Source organism: Streptomyces sp. NPDC054770 (assembly GCF_053611985.1).
In genome coordinates this window covers 33,930-53,380 of sequence record NZ_JBSHBL010000052.1, presented here as the reverse complement: position 1 = coordinate 53,380, position 19,451 = coordinate 33,930, and the positions used below count along the sequence as shown (strand labels likewise).

The 19,451-nt window shown below is 71.1% G+C and carries 18 protein-coding genes; 9 read left to right on the top strand and 9 right to left on the bottom strand.

All coding sequences use genetic code 11. The features are described from left to right. Positions 1-12: 12 nt before the first annotated feature. Entirely contained in the window at positions 13-3,213 is a 3,201-nt protein-coding gene (locus ACWGKQ_RS35190; protein ID WP_453296084.1) for a tetratricopeptide repeat protein, read from the top strand. A 19-nt stretch (positions 3,214-3,232) separates the two neighbouring features. Here the strand turns inward: ACWGKQ_RS35190 and ACWGKQ_RS35185 are convergent, their stop codons facing one another. Together ACWGKQ_RS35185 and mca are read right to left on the bottom strand one after the other, a co-directional pair. Further along, entirely contained in the window at positions 3,233-3,466 is a 234-nt protein-coding gene (locus ACWGKQ_RS35185; protein ID WP_453296083.1) for a hypothetical protein, read from the bottom strand. After that, complete coding sequence (gene mca, locus ACWGKQ_RS35180) at positions 3,459-4,340, bottom strand: mycothiol conjugate amidase Mca (RefSeq protein ID WP_453296082.1); 882 nt, start codon at positions 4,338-4,340, stop codon at positions 3,459-3,461. The genes ACWGKQ_RS35185 and mca overlap by 8 nt, the downstream gene beginning before the upstream one ends. Before the next feature lie 105 nt (positions 4,341-4,445). Here mca and ACWGKQ_RS35175 point away from each other — a divergent pair, with 105 nt between their 5' ends. Further along, on the top strand, positions 4,446-4,844 hold the full coding sequence (locus ACWGKQ_RS35175; protein ID WP_453296081.1) for a DUF4307 domain-containing protein: 399 nt from the start codon (positions 4,446-4,448) through the stop codon (positions 4,842-4,844). Between the two features lie 168 nt (positions 4,845-5,012). Further along, on the top strand, positions 5,013-5,513 hold the full coding sequence (gene greA, locus ACWGKQ_RS35170; RefSeq protein WP_453296080.1) for a transcription elongation factor GreA: 501 nt from the start codon (positions 5,013-5,015) through the stop codon (positions 5,511-5,513). 120 nt (positions 5,514-5,633) lie between these two features. Here greA and ACWGKQ_RS35165 read toward each other — a convergent pair whose 3' ends face one another. Further along, positions 5,634-6,806, bottom strand: coding sequence for an epoxide hydrolase family protein (locus ACWGKQ_RS35165; protein WP_453296079.1), 1,173 nt, complete (start codon positions 6,804-6,806; stop codon positions 5,634-5,636). A gap of 103 nt (positions 6,807-6,909) precedes the next feature. Between ACWGKQ_RS35165 and ACWGKQ_RS35160 the strand changes: the two genes are divergently transcribed. Next, positions 6,910-7,485 carry a CGNR zinc finger domain-containing protein gene (locus ACWGKQ_RS35160; RefSeq protein ID WP_453296078.1) on the top strand — a complete coding sequence of 192 codons (576 nt, stop codon included), beginning with the start codon at positions 6,910-6,912 and terminating at the stop codon, positions 7,483-7,485. 84 nt (positions 7,486-7,569) lie between these two features. Here the strand turns inward: ACWGKQ_RS35160 and ACWGKQ_RS35155 are convergent, their stop codons facing one another. The 3 genes from ACWGKQ_RS35155 to ilvA form a co-directional block, all read right to left on the bottom strand. Continuing rightward, positions 7,570-8,430 (bottom strand): ABC transporter permease, encoded by an 861-nt coding sequence (locus ACWGKQ_RS35155; RefSeq protein ID WP_453296077.1) that lies wholly within the window; start codon positions 8,428-8,430, stop codon positions 7,570-7,572. After that, a complete protein-coding gene (locus tag ACWGKQ_RS35150) occupies positions 8,427-9,443 on the bottom strand; it encodes an ATP-binding cassette domain-containing protein (protein ID WP_453296076.1) in 1,017 nt (338 codons plus the stop codon). The genes ACWGKQ_RS35155 and ACWGKQ_RS35150 overlap by 4 nt, the downstream gene beginning before the upstream one ends. A 232-nt stretch (positions 9,444-9,675) precedes the next feature. Continuing rightward, positions 9,676-10,905 carry a threonine ammonia-lyase gene (gene ilvA, locus ACWGKQ_RS35145; RefSeq protein ID WP_453296075.1) on the bottom strand — a complete coding sequence of 410 codons (1,230 nt, stop codon included), beginning with the start codon at positions 10,903-10,905 and terminating at the stop codon, positions 9,676-9,678. A 169-nt stretch (positions 10,906-11,074) separates the two neighbouring features. On the opposite strand from ilvA, the gene ACWGKQ_RS35140 reads away from it, so the two are divergent. From ACWGKQ_RS35140 to ACWGKQ_RS35130, 3 genes are all read left to right on the top strand, one after another. After that, positions 11,075-11,569 (top strand): MarR family winged helix-turn-helix transcriptional regulator, encoded by a 495-nt coding sequence (locus tag ACWGKQ_RS35140; protein WP_453296104.1) that lies wholly within the window; start codon positions 11,075-11,077, stop codon positions 11,567-11,569. A gap of 203 nt (positions 11,570-11,772) precedes the next feature. Then, positions 11,773-12,279, top strand: coding sequence for a sigma factor-like helix-turn-helix DNA-binding protein (locus ACWGKQ_RS35135; protein WP_453296074.1), 507 nt, complete (start codon positions 11,773-11,775; stop codon positions 12,277-12,279). After that, on the top strand, positions 12,276-12,524 hold the full coding sequence (locus ACWGKQ_RS35130; protein WP_453296073.1) for a hypothetical protein: 249 nt from the start codon (positions 12,276-12,278) through the stop codon (positions 12,522-12,524). The genes ACWGKQ_RS35135 and ACWGKQ_RS35130 overlap by 4 nt, the downstream gene beginning before the upstream one ends. Positions 12,525-12,570: 46 nt before the next feature. Here ACWGKQ_RS35130 and ACWGKQ_RS35125 read toward each other — a convergent pair whose 3' ends face one another. Beyond that, entirely contained in the window at positions 12,571-13,728 is a 1,158-nt protein-coding gene (locus ACWGKQ_RS35125) for a cystathionine gamma-synthase (RefSeq protein WP_453296072.1), read from the bottom strand. Between the two features lie 119 nt (positions 13,729-13,847). Between ACWGKQ_RS35125 and ACWGKQ_RS35120 the strand changes: the two genes are divergently transcribed. After that, positions 13,848-14,966: a hypothetical protein gene (locus tag ACWGKQ_RS35120; protein WP_453296071.1), complete on the top strand. Its 1,119-nt coding sequence runs from the start codon at positions 13,848-13,850 to the stop codon at positions 14,964-14,966. A 191-nt stretch (positions 14,967-15,157) separates the two neighbouring features. Continuing rightward, complete coding sequence (locus ACWGKQ_RS35115; protein WP_453296070.1) at positions 15,158-16,636, top strand: M48 family metalloprotease; 1,479 nt, start codon at positions 15,158-15,160, stop codon at positions 16,634-16,636. Between the two features lie 67 nt (positions 16,637-16,703). On the opposite strand, the gene ACWGKQ_RS35110 is transcribed toward ACWGKQ_RS35115, so the two are convergent. Together ACWGKQ_RS35110 and ACWGKQ_RS35105 are read right to left on the bottom strand one after the other, a co-directional pair. Beyond that, positions 16,704-19,025, bottom strand: a complete 2,322-nt coding sequence (locus ACWGKQ_RS35110; protein ID WP_453296069.1) for a hypothetical protein — start codon at positions 19,023-19,025, stop codon at positions 16,704-16,706. Further along, positions 19,022-19,330, bottom strand: coding sequence for a hypothetical protein (locus ACWGKQ_RS35105; RefSeq protein ID WP_453296068.1), 309 nt, complete (start codon positions 19,328-19,330; stop codon positions 19,022-19,024). The genes ACWGKQ_RS35110 and ACWGKQ_RS35105 overlap by 4 nt, the downstream gene beginning before the upstream one ends. Positions 19,331-19,451: the final 121 nt, after the last annotated feature.

Here is a 19,451-nt window from a genome sequence, read left to right as displayed (position 1 = left end):
GGGGGACGGGACATGCGGGACGCCCACCGGGCGGAAGCCGATCGGCTGCTGGTGCGGGCCGTGGAGGAGGAGGTCCGCCGTTCGGGCGGCCGGGTCGACGGGCAGGTGCTGCTGTCCCGGGCGCGCGGCGGGCTGGAGGAGATGGAGCGGACGGCCGCCGAGGAGTACGCGGCGTACACCCAGGCTCTCGACGAGACGGAGGCGGGCCGGCCGAGCTTCGGCCGCCGCTACGCCAAGGAGGGCGCCGGAACTCCTCTGCTGGTCGCGGCCGTCGCGGCGGTCGCCGCCACCGTAGCCGACCTCTCCCTGGGCACCGGGGCGGCCACGGCCCTCGGCGCGGGCGTGGCCGTGGGGGTGATCGGCGCGGCCGCCACGGTCGTCAAGGTCGCCGGGTCCCATCTGCCCGCCGCTCATCACCACGCCGGCGCGGCCGGTCAGCCGGGCGGTCCCGAGCAGCTGCGGTTGCAGTGGCTGACCGCGCTGGAGGTGCGGGGCATCCGGCCGTTCCTCGATCAGCAGCGGGTGCTCAGCGCCTCCACGGGACCGAAGAAGCAGGCCCCGGGGCTGCGCGGCGCCGACAAGAGCGCGGCGGCCCGCAGGCGTACGGTGCTGCAGCAGTCCTTCGGCCAGCTCCCCGACGCGGACAGCCCGTTCGCCGGCCGGCAGCAGGAGCTGGCGCGGATCCGGCAGTGGGCGCAGGCGGCCCGGGCGGCCACCGAGACCCGTCCGACGGTGGTGGTGCTGCACGGGGAGCCCGGCTCCGGCCGCACGGCCCTCGCGGTCCGGGCCACCCACGAGCTGAAGGACCTCTTCCGGGGCGCGGTCGTCGTCGATCTGCGCGGCGACAGCCAGGACGAGCCGCCGCTGCCCACCCGGGACGCCCTGCTGCATCTGCTCAACCGGCTGGGCGCGCCGCGCGAGCAGCTGCTGTTCCGTGAGCGTTCCTCCGCCGACCAGCAGGTCAAGCGGCTGAGCGAGCTGTACCACCAGCACCTCACGGGCCTTGCGGTGACGATCGTGCTGGACGACGCCTCGGACCCCGAGCAGGTGCGCACCCTGGTGCCGGAGCGTTCCGACAGCCTGGTCCTGGTCACCGCCCGGGACCAGCTCGACCTGCCCGCCGACCTGCCGGCCTGGGTGCACCAGCTGCCGGTCACGGCGCTGGACGCGGCCGGCGCGGAGGAGCTGCTGGACGCGGCGGCCGAGGACACGTCGGGGCCCTACGACGCGCAGTCGGCGGACCGGATCCGGGAGCTGTGCGGCGGGCTGCCGCTGGCGCTGCGGGTGGCGGGGTCGTCGCTGGGCTCGCGTTCCCCGCTCCAGCTCGCCACGGATCTCGGCGCGTACGGTCCGGTCGGGCCGGTGGAGCGGGTGCTGTGGCTGCGGTACACCGACCAACCGGAGCCCGGGCGACGGCTGCTGAGAAGGCTGGCGCTGGCGGGCCGGGCCTCGATGGGCGCGGCGGCCGCGGCCGCCCTGCTCGGCGCCGACGAGGCCGAGGCGACCCGTCACCTGGTCGCGCTGGCCCGGGCCGGCCTGATCGACCACGTCCGCGGCAGCCGCTACCGCCTGCACGACCTGGTCCGCTCCTTCGCCCAGGCCCGTCTCCTGGACGAGGAGACCCCGGCCGACCGCGCGGCCGCGCAGGAGCGGCTGATCGTGAACTACGCGGAGCTCGCCGACTCCGTGCTGCGCCTGGTCGACGGCAACATGTCGACCCGCTCGGACCGGTTCAGCCCGCACGGCTTCACCTCCCTCGACGAGGCGCTGCGCTGGCTGGACGACGAATCGAGCTTCATCACGGCCGCGTTGCGGCACGCGGAGGGCGTCGACCAGGCCGCCGTGCAGAACCTGCTGGGCGCGCTGTGCGACTACTGCCTGCTGCGCGGCGACCTCTACCGGCTCGGTGAGATCAGCGAGCTGGCCCAAGCTGTCGACCAGGGTCTCCTTGTCCGCTCGGTGCAGTGGCGTACCGGTATCGCCGCCCGTCAGCTGGGCGAACTGGACAAGGCCCGCACCACCCTCACCTCCGTCGTCGACCTCTACCTGGAGGCGCATCACGACGCCGGTGCGGCCCGTGCGCTGTGCTCGCTCGGGATCACCCTGCACCACCAGGGGCACCTCACCGAGGCGGCGGCCAAGCTCCAGGAGGCCCTGGACCTCCAGGCGGCCCCCGAACTGGCCACCGACCGGGCGTGGACGATGCACGCCCTGGCGGCGGTGCAGCGCGACCGGGCCCGGCTGCCCGAGGCTCTCGACCTGCTCACCCGCTCGCTGGTGCTGCACCGGGAGGGCGGTTCGGTGCACGGCGAGGCCTGGGCGCACTTCCAGCTCGGCCAGCTGGCGCTGCGCATGGGCGACGTACCCCGGGCGGAGCGGGAGCTGCGGGCCGCGCTGGACCGTTACGGCCGTACCCGCGACGCCCGTGGCGAGGCCTGGGCGCTGACCCAGCTGGCCCGGGCCCGGCTGGTGGACGGCGACGCGTCGCCCGCGGTCGACGGCCTCGGCCGGGCGGCGGCCCGGCACCGTGAGAACGAGGATGCGCGCGGTGAGGCCTGGACGGTGTACTACCTGGGCCAGGCCCTGGAGGAGACCGGCAACCTCGACCAGGCGGTCCGCGAGCTGGAGCGCTCGCGCACGATGTTCGCCCGGATGCGGGACGTCTACGGCCTGGCCTGCGCCCGCCACCACTCGGCCCGGGTCACCCGAGACCAGCGGGCGGCCCAGACCGGCTCGCTGCGCAACTCGGGCTTCGCCCGCCAGCTCCTCGTCGACGCCCGTGCCGACTTCCAGCGCATCGGCGTGGTCCACGGCGAGGCCTGGACCTGCCTGGAGCTGGCCGTCGTCGACGCCGGCAACACCCGCACCCAGCAGGCTCTCGCCCTGTGCGACGAGGCGGTCACCCTGTTCACGTCGTACGGCGACCGGCGCGGCGAGGACTGGGCCCGCTTCCTGCGCTGCACCCTGCTTCCCTACGCCGCGCCCGGCGGCGTGGAGGTGGGCACCGCCGTCGCCCAGGAGGACCTGGCCCAGCTGGCCCGCTCCGCGCACCCGCAGCGCGACGAGAAGCTGACCGAGTACGTCGGCGCGTACGGCGTGCTCCTGGAGCGCGGGGTGCACCTGGAGTCGGGCTGGCAGGCCTGGCGTCTGGGCATGGTGCCCAGCCGGCACGCCCGCGAGGTGATGGGCGTGCCGGTACCGGCCGGGGCGTGACGCAGGTCGGCCCCGGCGGTCAGCCCTTGCGGTCGGCCGGGGCCTTGGAGTCCGCCCCGCTCCGGGCGGACTCCTTGAAGTCGACCTTCTGCATGTGCTTGTTCATGGACTTCATCAGACCCCAGACCGCCAGGGCCATCACCGCGAAGACGATGAAGCCGAGGACGCCGGGGGTGACCTTGTTCTCGTCGACCTCCTTGGCGAGGGGGACGAGGTGCTGCGTCAGTGCCAGGCTTGCGCTCATGTCAGGCATTGTCGCGGATGCCCGCAAAGAGGTCGTCCTCGGGGAGGGAGGTATCGACGAACGACTTCGCGAGCTCGTACTCCTCGGTCGGCCAGACCTCCTTCTGGAGGTCGAGCGGCACCTTGAACCAGCCGCCGTCCGGGTCGATCTGCGTGGCGTGCGCGATCAGCGCCTTGTCACGGATCTCGAAGTAGTCCGCGCACGGGATGTGCGTGGTCAGGGTCCGCTCGGTGCGCTCGAACTCGTTCCACCGCTTCAGCCAGTCGCCGTACGGGGACTCCAGGCCGCGCGCCAGCATCGCGTTGTGCAGCGCCTCGGTGCGCGGGCGGTTGAAGCCCTGGTTGTAGTACAGCTTCTGCGGCTGGAAGACCGGCCCGAACTCGGCCTCGGGGTACTTCTCGGCGTCCGCCGCGCCCTCGAAGGCCACCATCGAGATCTTGTGGGTCATGATGTGGTCGGGGTGCGGGTAGCCGCCGTTCTCGTCGTAGGTGGTGATCACCTGCGGGCGGAACGCACGGATCTTGCGCACCAGCTCACCGGCCGCCTTGTCGACGTCCTCCAGGGCGAAGCAGCCCTCGGGCAGCGGCGGCAGCGGGTCGCCCTCGGGCAGGCCGGAGTCGACGAAGCCGAGCCACTCCTGCTTGACGCCGAGGATCTCGCGGGCCTCGTCCATCTCCTTCTTGCGTACCTCGTGGATGTGCTCCTCGATGTACTTGTCGCCCTGGAGCTTGGGATTGAGGATGGAGCCGCGCTCTCCGCCCGTGCAGGTCACGACCAGCACGTCCACCCCCTCGGACACGTACTTCGCCATGGTGGCCGCGCCCTTGCTCGACTCGTCGTCGGGGTGGGCGTGGACGGCCATCAGTCGCAGCTGGTCAGTCAAGACTCAATCCTTGGTAAGTCGGCGCCCCGGTAGCTCGGGGGCAATCGGCGGCTTCTATAGTGACCGAATCGAGGGGCGAATAATTCCGGCGTCCGGAGGACGATCATGAGTACCGCGAGCACGCGGCTGCCCGAGGGCCGCTACGGCACCGCCTCGGACGAGCGCGCCGACCGCAAGCTCAAGATCGCCGGTGCGTTGCTGGGCGCACTGCTGCTGGTCCTGGTCGGCTACTGGGCCTACCACTATGTCGTGCAGAACAAGATCAGCGCCCAGGTCATCACCTTCGACGCCTCGGACAACGCGGTCAAGGTACATCTGGAGGTCCACAAGGACTCCGGCGCCTCCGGCTACTGCACGCTGCGCTCCCAGGCCGCGGACGGCTCCGAGGTGGGCCGGGCGGACTTCCACTTCACCGGGTCCGCGACCGAGATCGACCGGGTGGTCACGCTCCGTACGATGGCCCGGGGCACCACGGCGGAGCTGCTCGGCTGCCACGCCGACTGACATAAGCCCGAATACGTAGGCGCTGACCTGCGTTGACGTGATTCTGATGGCTTATGTCCTCCCCCTTACGCCGTTGAATTGTTAGGCTCGTGGTTTCGCCCTTCCGTGAAGGAACATGCTTCTGGGTAGGGCGATGCTTTGTATTCCCAGTACCGACGAGGAGCACCTGTGACCCAGACCAGCGAGAACGTCACCTGGCTGACCCAGGAGGCGTACAACCAGCTCAGGGCCGAGCTGGAGTACCTGTCTGGTCCTGCGCGCACGGAGATCGCCGCCAAGATCGCGGCCGCGCGCGAGGAGGGCGACCTGCGCGAGAACGGCGGGTACCACGCGGCCAAGGAGGAGCAGGGCAAGCAGGAGCTCCGTGTGCGCCAGCTGACCCAGCTCCTGGAGAACGCCAAGGTCGGCGAGACCCCGACGTCGACGGACGGCGCCGTCGCGCCCGGCATGGTGGTGACCATCGCCTTCGACGGCGACGAGGACGACACCATGACCTTCCTCCTGGCCTCGCGCGAGTACGCGAGCGCCGACGTGGAGACCTACTCCCCGCAGTCACCCCTGGGCACCGGTGTGATCGGCCACAAGGTGGGCGAGGACGCGGAGTACGAGCTGCCGAACGGCAAGAAGGCCTCGGTGAAGATCCTCAAGGCCGAGCCCTACTCGGGCTGACCCGCGCAGACACCTGCCCCCGGCGTCCACGGGACGCCGGGGGCCTTTGTCGTGCCGGGCGCCGGGCAACGCCTTGAGCCGGATCAGGCTATGATCGAGTGCCGAGCCGCCGAGCCGCGTTCACCGATTGGCGGCCAGCACTGCCGCGAGGCCCTCTTGCAGGTCTTTGACGAAATACCCGGGAACCTCCAGCGACGGGAAATGTCCCCCGTTTTCGGGCGACCTCCATCGGACGATCCGCCGGTACCGCTCCTGTGCCCAGGGGCGCGGACACTTCTCGATGTCGCGGGGATAGATACTGATCGCCGACGGGACGTCGACCCGGAGTTCGGGGTCCAGCGAGTTGTGGCTTTCGTAGTAGATGCGGGCCGCCGACGCGCCGGTACGCGTCAGCCAATACAGGGTGATGTTGTCAAGGATGCTGTCTCTGGAAATCGTCTCGAACGGGCTGTCCTCGGTATCCGTCCACTCGGCGAACTTGTCGAGGATCCAGGCGAGAAGCCCGACCGGTGAGTCGACGAGCGAGTAGCCGATGGTCTGCGGCCGAGTCGCCTGCTGCTTCGCGTACGCCGCACGGTGGTGCCAGAAATCGCGGGTTTCCTCGGTCCACTTGCGCTCGACCGCCGTCAACCCGTCCGTCGTCAGACCGGGCGGCCCCTCCGCGAACGTCGTGTGGATGCCGAGAACGTGCGCCGGGAACCTGCCGCCGAGAACTGTGGTGATATTGCCTCCCCAGTCGCCGCCGTGGGCTGCGAACTCGCTGTAGCCGAGCCTTCCCATCAGTTCCACCCATGCGGCCGCGATCTTTTCGGTTCCCCACCCGGTGGTGGCCGGTTTGTCGCTGTAACCGAAGCCTGGCAGCGACGGGACCACGACGTGGAACGCCGGCGCGTCTGCGTCTGCCGGATCCGCCAGCTCGTCCACTACATCGATGAACTCGGCAATGCTGCCCGGCCAGCCGTGCGTCAAGATCAGAGGAGTGGCATCTGCGCGCGTGGATCGGCGGTGCAGGAAGTGGATTCCCAGATCATCAATGGTCGTGCGGAACTGGCCGATCCGGTTGAGGCGCTCTTCGAACGACCGCCAGTCGTATCCGGTGCGCCAGTAGTTCACGACATCGACGAGGTCGGCGAGCGGAACGCCCTGTTCCCATCGGCGAGGGCCGGGCGCGGCGGGACGGACCGTCTCGGCCTCCGGTAGTCGCGCCGCGGCCAGTCGCGCGCGCAGATCGTCGAGGTCGGAGTCAGTCGCGTGGGTTTCAAGTGCTTGCACGTCGCTGGTCGGACGGGGCATGAGACCTCCTGGCCATCGCGGAACCGGCTACGGTCTGACGAGAACCATCTAAGACGGTTCTAACAGTTCTCCGGGCCGCACTGCAACCGGCTAAGGTGGTTCCATGCGTGCCGGCTTCCCTGACTTCCGCCTCGGTAACGTGCTGGCGACCAGCTTCACGGGGACCCTGTCGGAGCGTCATGGCAACGCCGTGGAGCGCATTCCCACACCGCACCGGCTCGTCGACTGGCTGGCAGTGAACGGCCTCGCCGTGGACTCCTGCACCACCGCCCAGCTCGACCTCGCACGGGAACTGAGGGAGTCGATCCACGCCGCCGCGACAGCGGCCGCGATCCAAGAGGCTCTCCCCGCCTCTGCCGTCCAGGTCATCAATGACTGCAGCGCTCAGGGTCGGGCCGCGGCGATCCTGACGCCCGAGGGCAAGCGGCGATGGCGGCTCGGCTCGGCTTCCTGCGTGGAGGATGCCCTCGGCGTGATCGCCGCCGACGCGATCAGCATCATCGCAGGCGAGCGAGACGGAAAATTGGCCTTGTGCGCATCACCGACCTGCCGAGCCGCCTTCTTCGACACCAGCCAAAGTCGCACCCGCAGGTGGTGCGACATGAACACGTGCGGGAATCGTCAGAAGAAGGCGCGCTTCAATGCCAACCAGCGCAAAAAACCCGGATCAGCGGAATGATCGTCACCTCGACTCGGCGCGAACGTGAAGAAGCCCCCACCCTCTCGGATGGGGGCCTGTTCGCGCCCTGTACGGGAGGCTCGATCAACCGGTGGCGGAGCGGTACTTGCGCACCGCCAGCGTCCGGAATATCGCGATGATCAGGACCGAGTAGATCAGCGACGCCCACACCGGGTGCTGCATCGGCCAGGCACCCGACAGGGACTGGCCGGGGTTGCCGAAGAGCACCCGGGCGGCCTGCACGGTGGCGCTGAACGGGTTCCACTCGGCGATGTGCCGCAGCCACGGGGTCATGTGGCTGGTGTCCACGAACGCGTTCGAGATGAAGGTGACCGGGAACAGCCAGATCAGTCCGCTGGAGGTGGCCGCCTCGGGGGTGCGGACGGACATGCCGATCAGGGCACCGATCCAGGTGAACGCGTAGCCGAGCAGGAGCAGCAGGCCGAAGGCGGCGAGGACCTTGCCGGCGTTGGTACCGCCGTTCGTGCCGACGCGCCAGCCGACGATCAGGGCGACCACCGCGAGGACCACCAGGGTCAGCGCCGTCTGCACCAGGTCGGCGAGGGTGCGGCCGGTCAGGACCGCGCCTCGGGCCATAGGCAGGGAGCGGAAGCGGTCGATGAGGCCCTTGTGCATGTCGTCGGCGATACCGGCTCCGGAACTGGCCGTCGCGAAGGTGACGGTCTGCGCGAAGATGCCGGCCATCAGGAAGTTCTTGTAGTCGGTGGCGCTGGTGCTGCCGCCGATCTGCATGGAACCGCCGAAGACGTAGGTGAAGAGCACCACGAACATGATGGGCTGGATGAGCCCGTAGATGATCATCTCAGGGATCCGGGACATCCTGATCAGGTTGCGTTTCGCGACCACCATCGAGTCGCGGAACGACTGGGTCACGGCGTTGCCGGGGGCGGCCGGGACCCGGGCGGTGTCGGTGACGGCACTCACTTCACGGCCTCCTTGCGGCTTTCCTTGCGGGTGTCCTTCTGGCGGCCCTTTTCGCCGTTGTCCTCGGGCTTCTCCTCGGCCACGTGTCCGGTCAGGGACAGGAAGACGTCGTCGAGGGTGGGGCGGCGCAGGGCGATGTCGTCGATCTCGATGCCCCGGGAGTCCAGCTCGCGGATGACCTCGGCGAGCAGCTTGGCACCGCCGGTGACGGGCACGGTGAGCCTGCGGGTGTGCTCCTCGACGGTGGTGTCGCCCTTGCCGAAGCCGCGCAGCACCTCGGCGGCCGTCGGTATGTGCTCGCGCTCGTGCACCACGACCTCGACGCGCTCGCCGCCGGTGCGGGCCTTGAGCTCGTCGGAGGTGCCCTGGGCGATGACCTTGCCGTGGTCGACGACCGCGATGTCGTGGGCGAGGTGGTCCGCCTCTTCGAGGTACTGGGTGGTGAGCAGCAGGGTCGTACCGCCGGAGACCAGCTGCTGGATGACCTCCCACAGCTGCTGGCGGTTGCGGGGGTCGAGGCCGGTGGTCGGCTCGTCCATGAACATCACCGGCGGGGAGACGACCAGGGCCGCGGCGAGGTCGAGGCGGCGGCGCATGCCGCCGGAGTAGGTCTTGGCGGGGCGGTCGGCGGCGTCGGCGAGGTTGAACTGCTCCAGCAGCTCGACCGCGCGGGCCTTGGCCTGCTTGGCCCGCATCTGGTAGAGCTGGCCGACCATCTGGAGGTTCTCGCGGCCGGTGAGGTACTCGTCGACCGCCGCGAACTGTCCGGACAGGCCTATGGAGCGGCGTACGGCGTCCGGTTGCCTGAGGACGTCTATGCCCGCGACGACGGCTTTCCCGCTGTCGGGCCGGAGCAGGGTCGTCAGGCAGCGGACGGCCGTCGTCTTGCCCGCGCCGTTCGGCCCGAGCAGTCCGAGGACCGTGCCTTCGGGGACGTCGAGGTCGACGCCGTCCAAAGCCCTTACGTCGCCGAAGGTCTTGACCAGGCCTTCGGCATAGATGGCGCCTGGCATATGGGTCTCCACGTCGTCGGGGATTCTGCGAGAAAGAGTAGATATGCGGGCCTCGGTCCGCCTATGGTTTTCCGCCGGTGCGAGGGTGGGCGCGGGGCGGGGCGGCAGTGGCCACGCGACACACCATAACGCGATGTATCGCGTCCGTCGACGGATTTTCCCGAACGAGTGAATGAACAGGCTCTGACCTGGTGTTTTTCCACCGAGGAACGCAGGGGGACGGCCCCCGCCGTCAGTCGATGACCGTGTAACCGGCCTCGCGCAGGGACCGGCCGACCTCCGTGCAGTGGGCGGGGCCCTTGGTCTCCAGGTGGAGTTCGACCTCCGCCTCCGCGAGCCCGAGCCGGGGGTCGGTCCGGACGTGACTCACGTCGAGGACGTTGGCGTCGACCGCCGACAGCACCCCGAGCAGGGTGGCGAGAGCGCCCGGCCGGTCGGTCAGCCGCAGCCGTACCGCCAGGTAGCGGCCCTGCGCGGCCATGCCATGCCGCAGCACCCGCTGGAGCAGCACCGGATCGACGTTGCCACCGGACAGCACGGCGACGACGGGCCCGGCGAAGGCGCCGGGCTCGCCCAGCAGCGCCGCGACCGGGCTGGCCCCGGCCGGTTCCACGACCATCTTGGCCCGCTCCAGGCACAGCAGCAGCGCGGCGGACAGCTGGTCCTCGCTGACCGTGCGGACCTCGTCGACCAGTTCCTCGACGAGCGCGAACGGCACGTCACCGGGCCGTCCGACCCTGATGCCGTCGGCCATCGTCGCCGGGTTCGCCACCGTGACCGGGCGCCCGGCCGCCAGCGAGGGCGGATACGCGGCCGCGCCCTCCGCCTGGACGCCGACGATCCGCACGTCCGGCCTGACCGCCTTCACGGCGACCGCGATCCCGGCCGCGAGACCGCCGCCGCCGATGCCGACCACGATCGTGCCGACCTCCGGGCACTGGTCCAGGATCTCCAGCCCGACCGTGCCCTGACCGGCGATGATGTCCGGGTGGTCGAAGGGGTGGATGAACACCGCGCCCGTCTCGGCCGCGTACTCCTGGGCCGCGGCCAGTGTCTCGTCGACCACCTGGCCGTGCAGCCGCACCTCCGCGCCGTAGTCCTCGGTGGCGCTGATCTTGGGCAGCGGGGCGCCGTGGGGCATGAACACCGTGGAGTGCACACCGAGCAGCGACGAGGCCAGCGCCACACCCTGCGCGTGGTTCCCGGCGCTCGCGGCCACGACTCCGGCGGCGCGCTCCTCAGGCAGCAGGCCGGCGATCCGGACGTAGGCGCCGCGCAGTTTGAACGAACCGGTGCGCTGGAGGTTCTCGCACTTGAGGTGCACGGGCGAGCCGACCTGCTGGGACAGGTACCTGCTGCCCTCCATCGCGGTCACCCGCGCCACGCCCGTGAGCATCTTCTGGGCACCGCGCACATCGTCGAGGGTGACGGGGCGCAAGGAGTCAGCCGTGCTGTAGCTCATGACTCAAGTCTCGCAGTTCACGGGCCGACGGCGCGGGTGTGACCAAGCTCCGAGACCGGTTTGCGCAGCGCCGGTACGGCTCGCCCCCTGTCCGCGTACTCTGTCCCCCACATCAGCACTCCTTTCATGAAGTGAGCCCCCCGCCATGCCCACAACACCTGAAATGTCGATGGACATGACGACCGTCGGTGACAGCGGTCTTCTCGACACGCTTCAGCACGAGGTGGCGGTGTTCGCCCGCCGTGCCGAACAGACCCGGCTCGGCGGCGTCGGCCAGGTGCGCAACTCCATGGACCGCGCCGCGTACCTGCTGCTCAACCGCCTCGACAAGGAAGGCCCCATGGGGGTCAAGGCGCTCGCCGCGAGCATGGGGATCGACTCGTCCACGGTCACCCGGCAGGTGGCTCCGCTGGTCGACACCGGGCTCGTCAAGCGCACCTCGCATCCCGAGGACGGCCGGGCCGTGGTGCTCCAGCTGTCCCCGCGCGGGCTGTCGCGGCTGGAGGAAGTGCGTTCGTCGCGGCGCCAGTTGATGGCGGAGCTGACGCAGGACTGGGAGCCGGAGGAGCGCGAGACGTTCTGCGCGCTGCTCACCCGCTTCAACAGCGCACTGTCCGCGCGGATGGCGGTGCCGCCGGGCTCGGACACGGCACCGGCCTCCTGAGCGCCCTTCCGCCCTTCCGCCCTTCTGCCCTTCCGGCCTTCCGCCGGGCACGAACTCCCCCTGAGGCGTCCGGTCGGCATCCGCGTATCCGCCACGCGCACGTGGCGCGCGGCTCTTGACCGTGGGCCCGCCCCTGGCCTCATATGAGACCGGGCCCCGTCGTACCCGTACCCGTGTCGGGGCCCTGCGGTCGGGGAGGCACGGTGCATGATCGGCAGGCGTTGCAGGACGCCCGCCGGGCCCGGGAGTTCGAGGCGTTCGTCGCGGGCGCGGCAGGCCGGCTGCTGCATGCCGCCACCCTGCTGACCGCCGAGGCGCCGGACGCCAACCCGCGCGCACGACGCCTGCTGACCCTCGCGCTCGCGCACACGTACGCGTGCTGGGACCGGCTGCGCGGCGAGGACCCGTACGACCGGGCCCGTCAGTACCTCGCCCTGCGCTTCGCGAACTCCGCCTGGCACCAGTACGGCGGCCCGCTCAGCCGCACCCGCCCGCACCCCGGCAGCCCCCTCGCCGCGCTCACGCCCCGGGAACGCCTGATCCTGGTGCTGCGGTTGTACGAGGGGGTCGCAGAGGAACAGACGGCGGCGCTGCTCGGTCTGCCCGCGGAGCGCGTGCACGCGCTCTGCGACCGGGCGACGGCCACCCTGCTGCATCCGCCGCGGAAGGCGGCGCCCGCGGTACTTGGGGCGAAGGTGGCACCGTCGTGAACCGCCTGGAGCGCGAGACCGCGGCCCGGCGGGTCATGGAACAGGTACCGCCCCCGGTTCCGCCCGACCTCTACGGCGAGGTCCTGCGCCGGGGCGGCCGGATGCTGCGGCGCCGGCGCCGGGCCCGCCGCCTGCTGTGGCTGCTGCTGTGCGCGGCGGCGGCGGCGTTCACGGTCTGGGCGGCGACGGTCCATCCGTGGGTGGAGCCGCCGTCCACGACGACTCCGCCCATCGTCGGCTGGTGAACCGGCCGGTACGGCCGGCCGGGACACCGGGGACCGGCCGACCGGTCTAGCCGAGCGCCTGCTGGAGGTCTTCGAGCAGGTCGTCGACGTTTTCGATGCCCACGGACAGGCGCACCAGGTCGGCGGGCACCTCCAGGGCGGAACCGGCCACCGAGGCGTGCGTCATCCGCCCCGGGTGCTCGATCAGGGACTCGACACCGCCCAGGGACTCGCCGAGGGTGAACACCTTGGCGCGGTTGCAGACCTCGACGGCCGCCTCCTCGCCTCCCGTGACCTGGAAGGACACCATGCCGCCGAACGCCTTCATCTGCTTGGCGGCGGTCTCGTGCCCCGGGTGCTCGGGCAGGCCCGGGTACAGGACCCGCGTCACGCGCGCGTGCCGGCTCAGCATGTCGGCGATCCTGGTGGCGTTCTCGCTGTGCCGGTCCATGCGCACGGCGAGCGTCTTGGTGCCGCGCAGCACCAGCCACGAGTCGAACGGCCCGGCGACCGCGCCCATCGCGTTCTGGTGGTAGGCCAGCTCCTCGCCGAGCGTGCGGTCCGACACGATCAGCGCGCCGCCGACCACGTCCGAGTGACCGCCCATGTACTTGGTCAGGGAGTGCACGACGACGTCCGCGCCGAGCGAGAGCGGCTGCTGGAGGTAGGGCGTCGCGAAGGTGTTGTCGACGACGAGCTTCGCGCCCGCGTCGTGGGCGACCTGGGCGACGGCGGCGATGTCGGTGATGCCGAGCAGCGGGTTGGAGGGGGTCTCCACCCAGACCGCCTTGGTCTTCGGGGTGATCGCGGCCCGCACGGCGGACGGGTCGCTGGTGTCGGCGACGGACCACTCCACGCCCCACCGGGAGACGACCTTCGCGAACAGCCGGAACGTGCCGCCGTAGGCGTCGTTCGGGATGACCACATGGTCACCGGGGCTGAGCAGCGTGCGCAGCAGGGCGTCCTCGGCCGCCAGCCCGGACGCGAACGCGAGGCCGCGCCGACCGCCTTCCAGGGCGGCGAGGTTCTCCTCCAGTGCGGTCCTGGTGGGGTTGGCGCTGCGGCTGTACTCGTAGCCGCCGCGCAGGCCGCCGACGCCGTCCTGCTTGTAGGTCGAGACCTGGTAGATCGGCGGTACGACCGCACCGGTGAGGGGGTCCGCCGTGTTGCCCGCGTGGATGGCGAGCGTCTCGAAGTGCTGACTGATGTGGTGCCTGTCGCTCATGGTTGACGAGCCTAGTGCTCCGACGCCCCCGGTGCGTTGTCCACAGGCCGGGGCGGCGGTTGTCCACAGGTCAGGGCACCGGTTGGCCAATTGTCGGCGCCGTCTGGTTCGCTTGAGGCATGGCGATTCTCTGGGTCCTGATGGCGCTGCTCCTGCTGAGCTTCGCGCTGCTCCCCGTCCTGCGGCGGCGGCGCGGCATGATCGAGCAGGTCCACCCGGGCCACCCGGACGCCGCCGACCCTGCGGACTACGGCTTCGTGCGCGAGGAGGACCTGGACATCCGCATGCCCGGCCCCGACCAGGACCTGCTGGACGTCCTCGACGTCGTGCAGCACACCCAGGACTACCGCGCGGCCTCGCAGCTGCTCGCGGGCACGGAGATCGCGGGCGAGCTGCGCTGGCAGCGCGTACAGGCCTTCGCCGGCGCGGCGGCGCTGGAGCTCAAGGAGCGGCCGGGCGGGGTCAGCGAGACGCCGGGCGGGCAGTGGCTGCGGGTCTGGCGGGCCGAGCAGCCCAAGGACGCCGGCGGCGCGGCCGTGCACGCGGAGTTCCTGGTCCAGCAGGCGTGGCGGACGTCGACGCCCGGCACCGACGACTTCCGGATCATCATGGAGGAGGCCAGGGACGCCTGCGGGCAGGCTGCGCTGCTCTCCCCCGGTGACCCGGTGCCGTACGTCGTCGAGCTGTCGGTGGCGCGCGGGCTGAACTACTCGCAGCCCGAGTTCGAGCAGCTGTGGCTGAAGATCCTGGACCGCGCGCCGACCCACATGGGGGCGCACCTGGCCGCGCTGCACTACTGGTGCGAGAAGTGGCACGGCTCGCGCGAGCTGGCGTACTCCTTCGCCGAGGCCGCCGCCGCCCGCGCCCCGCAGGGCTCGCTGCTGGCCGCGATGCCGCTGTTCGCGGTCTTCGAGCACCTGCCCGAGGTCAACCTGGTGGCGAGCTTCTACCAGAGCGAGGTCGTCACCAAGGCCGTCCACGGCGGCCTGCACGCGGTGCACTCGGCCCGCCAGGACGATCCGATGCTCGCGCACGTCCGTCATCTGCTGGTCTTCTTCCTGGTGCGCTCGGAGCGCTGGGCGGAGGCCATGGGCGAGCTGATACACGTCGACGGGCATGTGGGGGCCGTGCCCTGGACGCTGTCGGCGAACCCGGCCGCCGAGTTCGCCCTCTACCGCGCGCTGGCGGTGGCGGGCTACGAGGCGAACGGCGGGAGCCCGGCGACGCTGCACAGCTGAGGGGGCCGACGAAAAGACACGTCGTGTGTCGGCTGCGGGCCGGTGGGGGCCGGTCGCGCAGTTCCCCGCGCCCCTTTGGGGCGCGGAACATCGAGGGCGTTCAATCGGCTCCGCATCCCCCACGTTCCGGTTCCTTCTCCGTGTCGTTGTCGGTTCCCCGTTCCCTGGGGTTCTGTAGGGGGATCTGCCCGATGGGTGCAACTCTGCGGGCGCTGCGCGCCCTTGTTCTGCTCTGTGGTTTCTGTCTGCTGAGCCTGGGCATGTTCATGCTCCGCACGACCAGGGGCGAGGGGCCGCCCGGCCTGCCGGTCACGGAGGCCGACGAGCCCCGGCTGTGGGCGCTGGTGCGGGAGCTCGCGGCGGCCACGGGCACGCGCGCGCCGGACGCCGTCGTGCTCACCGGTGATGTCGACGCGGCGGTCGGCGAGGAACCCCGGCTGCTCGGGCTCCTCCCCGGCCCCCGCTGCCTCTACCTGGGCGTGCCGCTGCTGACCGGGCTGACCGAGGCCCGGCTGAAGGCCGTACTCGCCCATGAGTACGGCCACTTCACCGGCGGCGACACCCGGCTGTCGGCGCTCGCCCTGCGTGGCCGGGTGCAGATCGGGCGGACCGTCGGGCACTTCCACGCGCGGACCGACGGCAGGGAGGCGGCCGAGCGCGCCCGGCAGGAGCACACCGCCGGGGCCGGGATCACGTACCGGCTGATGGCGGCGGTCTGCACGGCGTACGCGAAGCTCTACATGCGGGCCACGCTGTCGACGGCCCGTGCGCAGGAGTACGCCGCCGACCTGGCCGCCGCGCGGATCGCCGGCCGGGACGCGACGGCGTCGGCGCTCCGCGAGATCCCCGTCCTGTCCGCCGCCCACGACTTCTACCTCGACTCGTATGCGACGCTCGGTCTGCCGGCCCGGCGTCTGCCGCCGCGCGGGCAGTTCTTCGGCGGCTTCGGCCGGATGCTGACGGCACGTGAGACGGAGCTGGCTGAGCTGCGGAAGGAGCTGCCGGCGGAGCCGAGATCGCCGTACGACCCGCATCCGCCGATCGCCGACCGGGTGCGGCGGATCGAGGCACTGCCCGCCGACGGGCGCGGCGCGCAGGACGACGGCCCGGCCCTCGCGCTGCTCGCCGACCCGGCCCGGACGCTGGCCGCGCTGGAGGACGCGGTACTGACCGACGAGGTACGGCAGTTCGAGCGCGCCGGGGAGTGGGCGCAGTTGCTGAGCTCGTCGATGGCCGTGGGGCTGGCCTCGCTCGACACCCCGCTGCACCGGGCGCTCGCCTGCTACACGGCGGACCGGCCGACGCTGCCCGCGCTGCTCACGGTGATCGACGAGGGCCGGCTGTGGCAGCTGGCCGAGCGGCTGCCGCAGCCGCTGCCGGGGCGGGCGGCCGCCGCGCAGGACCGGGAGTTCCGGGAGTCCGTACGGCCGGTGCTGCGGGACTCGCTGCAGAGCATGGTGCTGGCCGAGTTCAGCGCCCGGTCGCTGCTGAACTGGGAGTTCTCCTGGTCGCGTCCGGCGGCGGTACGGCTGCCCGGTTCGGCGTCCGACCTCGACGGCGAGGCGGGCACGGAGGCCACGCTCCGCGCCGCGGTGACCGCCGCCCTGGCGGACCACCCCGACACCGCCCCGCTACGGGCGCTGCTCCCACCGACCGCACAGCCGGTCTGACCGGCCGGCGGCCGAAGTTGTGGCCGCCGCGACGTTCTGCGGCCGTCCGGCCGGGGCGGTGTGCGGATCAGTGCGGTTTCCCGTCGGCCGGGTCGTCGTCGCGGTTCGCGGCGGGCGGCGGGATGTCCGCGGAGCCCGGTCCGGCGAGCGCGGTCCGGCCCGGGGAGAGGCCGTGTGAGTCCGGGGACATGAGGAGGTTGGCGCCCTTGAGCCGGCGTGCCAGGGAAGCCCGTTGGGCGGCGAACCAGCCGCGGCCCTCCGCGGCGACGGACTCGAGGATGCGCAGGGCGGTGGAGGCACCGGAGGAGTCGAGGGCGAGCCGGGAGAGCTGGTCCGGCTGCTCAAAGAGGCGGTCGGTCAGGTCGTGGAAGTTCTCGACGACGATGTAGATGGCCTCGGAGTTGAGGAGGGACAGGCGCAGTGCCTGGCTGAGGATCAGCTCGTCCGAGGGGCGGGTCCCGACGCCGAGGTCGGAGGACTCCTTGTCGAGGGGCACGACCTTGCGGAGTGCGCCGAGGCCGCGGATGCCGATCTGGGTGACGGCGACGGAGCCGATGGCGTCGTAGCGGAAGGTCGTGCGGTCCTCCTGGTTGTGGCGGGCCGTGATGAAGTCCATGGTCCATTTGTGCTGGCGGACGCCTCCTTCGGTGAGGAGGAACAGCCGGATGATGTACGACGAGTAGCGGGGCGGGCCGTAGCGGTTGCGGGCGCGGGCGCAACCGGGATCGGCCTCGGTGACGAAGAAGTACCTGCGGATGTCGTGGTTGCCGAGGCCGTAGTGGTCGAGCGACTCCCGGCGCAGGGCCCGCAGATCGTAGTCGAGCCACTTGGCCATCTCGTTGTCGGTGGGACGGTCGGCGAGGTAGTCGCGCCATTGGTGCCAGACCCGCAGCTCGTTCGTGTATCTGAGGCCGAAGGCCTGGACGTCGGCGGCGTGGGTGCGGCGCCTGGCGAAGACCGCGTATCCGGTCCTGAAGCCCAGGACGCCGGCGCCGGCGAGCAGCAGCAGGGCCAGGAAGCCGGTGTCGGCGCCGGTGTCGGCCGAGAGGAGGCCGCCGACGCCGATGAGGGCTCCGATGCCGAAGGAGACGACACCGACCACGAAGGCGAACATGACCTGCGGCGGGGCGTTCAGCTGCTGCTGGTAGGCGAAGAGGGTGCGGTTGCGCCAGGCGCCGGCGGTTTCCTCGGCATGCATCCTGACGAGCCATTCCAGGCCCGACGTGCTGTTCGTGCCGCCGTAGGCGATGGTGAGTTCGTTGGCCAGGCTGAGGCGGATGCCGGCGGAGTGGCTGGTCCAGGCGGACCGGTCCTCGCCCTCGTGGAGCTGGCGGTCGAAGAAGTTGGCGATGACCTTGGAGATGCCGGCGTGGAAATCGCTGTACTGCCGACTGGGCCAGGCGATCCGATAGGCACCGGGGACCACGGCCGGGTCGAAGGGTGCGGCGCCGTTCCCCCAGGCCGGCCGCCACTGCTGGTGCCCCGGCCAGCAGGGAAAGTGGCGACGGTTCTGGTCCGCCAGGCGTTCGCCGAGCCAGCGGCGTTCCATGCCGTATCGCACGGCGGCGGCGCCGCCCGGGCCGCAGGTGAGCAGGACGAGGAAGGCGGTGCCGGTGCTGCCCCGGAAGAGGACGGTCAGGGCGAGGACGGAGCCGAGGATGCCCATGGCCGCGGCGGCCGCCAGCGCGGCCTGGTCGACGCCGGTGAGATCCGCGGCGGCGGCTATGCGCTGCTTGGGCGCGACGGGGTCGGGGATGAAGAACTTGAGTGCCCGCGTCTCGCGGTTGCCGGCCCGGCGCTGCTCCTGCACCTCCGCCGCGTCCCAGGCGTCCAGCCGGTCCCGGACCACTCCGTTCGTGATCATCTGGAGGTGTTGCAGGATCTCCGAACGCCGGTGTGCGGGCAGTGCGTCGATGCCGCTGAACAGGGAGAGGAGCTGTCCGTCCGCGTCCACGGTCTCCGGGGGCCGGCTCATCAGGATCAGCAACTGGCAGATGATCCAGACGGCCGCCCGGTAGGCGTCGGGTCCGTCCGCGCCTCCCGGTTCGCCCGGCTCGTGGGCGAAGGCCGCCGTCTGGCGCAGGAGCTCCATGTGCTCCTGGCTGAGGAGTTCGTAGGGCTGGTCGCTGAGGATCGCCAGCATCAGGTAGTAGGCGCGTTCGGGGGTGCGTCCTGCCTCGAAGGCCTTCCCGAGGTACCGCAGGGCGCTGAGCCGGTTGTTGCTGTTGAGTTCGCGCACGCCGGCTGCGAACTGCTCCTCGGGGGGCGCGTCGGCGCCGGGCAGGTACACGTTGCCGTTGACCCAGCCGATCTGTGCGCCCACCCAGGAACCGGCCATGGCGTTGAACACCGGCCCCGTGTCGTCCGGTTGCCCGGGCGGCGGGGTCATCGCCGCCCCGCGACGGCGGCGATCAGAGCGGCCACGGCGGTGGCCAGTCCGCTCACGTCCTCCACCAGGCCCTTGAGCTTGCGCAGCGCGCGGACGAAGGCGTTCCGCTCTTCCTCGTCGGCGGGTTCGGTGAGCCGGGCGGCCTCGTCCAGGGCTTGCCGTGCGTCCGCGTAGGTGCCGTCGTCGACCTGGCTGTGTGCGTGGGCCGCGTCCAGGGCCCGGCCAAGAGCGGTGACGTGATCGGCGAGGGACAGTTCCGACGGCTGTCCGTCCCGGGACGTGGTGATGTACGCGTCGTGCTCCACGTGACCGATTTGCGGACCGTAACTGTCACCGTAGTTATTGAATGTTGCTTTTTCTGTCACTTTTCGTCCCCCAAGGTCAGAGATGCCGCCATATACAGCGAATCCGTGCCATATCAAAGCA

Excerpts from the sequence above, each read along its gene's own strand:
- ACWGKQ_RS35190 (WP_453296084.1), top strand. The coding sequence starts at position 13 with ATGCGGGACGCCCACCGGGCGGAAGCCGATCGGCTGCTGGTGCGGGCC.
- ACWGKQ_RS35185 (WP_453296083.1), bottom strand. The coding sequence starts at position 3,466 with ATGCCTGACATGAGCGCAAGCCTGGCACTGACGCAGCACCTCGTCCCC.
- ACWGKQ_RS35175 (WP_453296081.1), top strand. The coding sequence starts at position 4,446 with ATGAGTACCGCGAGCACGCGGCTGCCCGAGGGCCGCTACGGCACCGCC.
- ACWGKQ_RS35165 (WP_453296079.1), bottom strand. The coding sequence starts at position 6,806 with ATGCCCCGTCCGACCAGCGACGTGCAAGCACTTGAAACCCACGCGACT.
- ACWGKQ_RS35160 (WP_453296078.1), top strand. The coding sequence starts at position 6,910 with ATGCGTGCCGGCTTCCCTGACTTCCGCCTCGGTAACGTGCTGGCGACC.
- ACWGKQ_RS35150 (WP_453296076.1), bottom strand. The coding sequence starts at position 9,443 with ATGCCAGGCGCCATCTATGCCGAAGGCCTGGTCAAGACCTTCGGCGAC.
- ilvA (WP_453296075.1), bottom strand. The coding sequence starts at position 10,905 with ATGAGCTACAGCACGGCTGACTCCTTGCGCCCCGTCACCCTCGACGAT.
- ACWGKQ_RS35140 (WP_453296104.1), top strand. The coding sequence starts at position 11,075 with ATGGACATGACGACCGTCGGTGACAGCGGTCTTCTCGACACGCTTCAG.
- ACWGKQ_RS35125 (WP_453296072.1), bottom strand. The coding sequence starts at position 13,728 with ATGAGCGACAGGCACCACATCAGTCAGCACTTCGAGACGCTCGCCATC.
- ACWGKQ_RS35120 (WP_453296071.1), top strand. The coding sequence starts at position 13,848 with ATGGCGATTCTCTGGGTCCTGATGGCGCTGCTCCTGCTGAGCTTCGCG.
- ACWGKQ_RS35115 (WP_453296070.1), top strand. The coding sequence starts at position 15,158 with ATGGGTGCAACTCTGCGGGCGCTGCGCGCCCTTGTTCTGCTCTGTGGT.
- ACWGKQ_RS35110 (WP_453296069.1), bottom strand. The coding sequence starts at position 19,025 with ATGACCCCGCCGCCCGGGCAACCGGACGACACGGGGCCGGTGTTCAAC.